Here is a 1,440-nt window from a genome sequence, read left to right as displayed (position 1 = left end):
TGAAGTGAACCAAAAAAGTTAGACATTATATTTTAAGCAGCTTGTTGGACCTGAGACCTGTATTCAACGGGACTCAGGTCCTTTAACTTTGTCTTCATTCGTATATTGTTGTAGTAGTAAATATAATCGTGTAATTCTTTTATAAAATGTTCAATGCTTTCAAACTCCTGTAAATAAAGAAGTTCTGTTTTAAGGATGCCAAAGAAGTTTTCAATAACGGCATTATCGAGACAGTTTCCCTTTCGGGACATGCTTTGGGTTATATTCCTGTCTTTAAGGGTTTTCTGGTACTTAGCCATCTGGTAGTGCCATCCTTGATCTGAGTGGAGAACTAACTCATCCTCTGGATTTAAAATCTCTAAAGCTTGGTCAAGCATTTCTCCTACTAAATCAAAAGAAGGTCGGAACTTTATTGTATACGAGATGACTTCACTATTAAATAAATCAAGAATAGGAGATAAATAAAGTTTCTGTCCGAAAAGACTAAATTCTGTTACATCCGTTACCCATTTCTGATTAGGTTTGTCTGCTTGAAAATCTCGATTTAGAAGGTTAGGTGCAACTTCCCCCACATTACCACGATAGGACTTATACTTCTTCATACGAACTTGGCACTTAATTCCAAGTAGGTTCATTAGCTTGAGGACAGTCTTCGGATCATGATTAAATCCTTCCTTATCAAGCTCTTTTTTTATGTTGCGATGTCCATAACGACCTTTATGTTTATGATATATCACTTGTATTGCCTCTTTAACCTCAGCGTATTTATCAGGGCGGTCCATGTGTTTTGTCCAATAATAATACGTACTTCTTTTAATTCCCGCAATCTTAATCAACTCAGCGACTTTATAGTCATTCCTTAGTTCAAAAATTACCTGCGCTTTGATTTGTTTTGTAATTTTTTCTGTTCCTGAACTAAGGCATTCAACTTTTTTAGATATGCGTTCTCCATTCTTAAACGTTCAACTTCCTGGATAAGGGATTCATTTGTTTCGGTGGTTAAATTGTTCTGCTGTCTTTCTTTTGTCATTGGAGGTCGCCCCTTCTTTTTTGGTAAGAGGGCTTCCGCTCCTTCTGTATCAACAGCTCTCCTCCAAGCACTGATGGTTGAGGGGTCGGGTATTTTAAATTTCGCAGCTGTATCACTAATGGATGCCCAATTATCGTCCATATATTTGAGTACCTCCAGTTTAAACGTAACTGGATATTTTGTATAACGTTTTCTTAAGGAACCCTCTCCGTGTTCCTTATAAAGTTTTACCCAGTTTTGAATTAGTTTGTGATTAGCACCTAGCTTTTTAGCAATTTCTCGAAAAGAAAGGCTTCTATTTTCATACTCTTTTACTGCCCATAACTTGTCCTCAAATGTAAATTTAGCCATAAAAAAAACTGCACCTCCATTGTTAGTTTTTTGTCTAACAATTTTGGTGCAGTTCAATG

The 1,440-nt window shown here is 36.4% G+C and carries 1 protein-coding gene; it reads right to left on the bottom strand.

The window, feature by feature from the left end:
- Nucleotides 1-32: 32 nt before the first annotated feature.
- Nucleotides 33-1,381 (bottom strand): IS3 family transposase gene (locus G4D63_RS21605; protein WP_163182127.1). Its coding sequence is split into 2 segments (ribosomal slippage): nucleotides 33-937 and nucleotides 937-1,381, totalling 1,350 coding nucleotides; the frame shifts between segments, so codons are not numbered across the junction.
- Between the last annotated feature and the right edge of the window lie 59 nt (nucleotides 1,382-1,440).

The organism is Bacillus mesophilus (genome assembly GCF_011008845.1).
GTDB classification, from domain to species: domain Bacteria; phylum Bacillota; class Bacilli; order Bacillales; family SA4; genus Bacillus_BS; species Bacillus_BS mesophilus.
The sequence above is the reverse complement of the archived record's forward strand: the minus strand, read 5'-3'. Positions and strand labels throughout refer to the sequence as shown.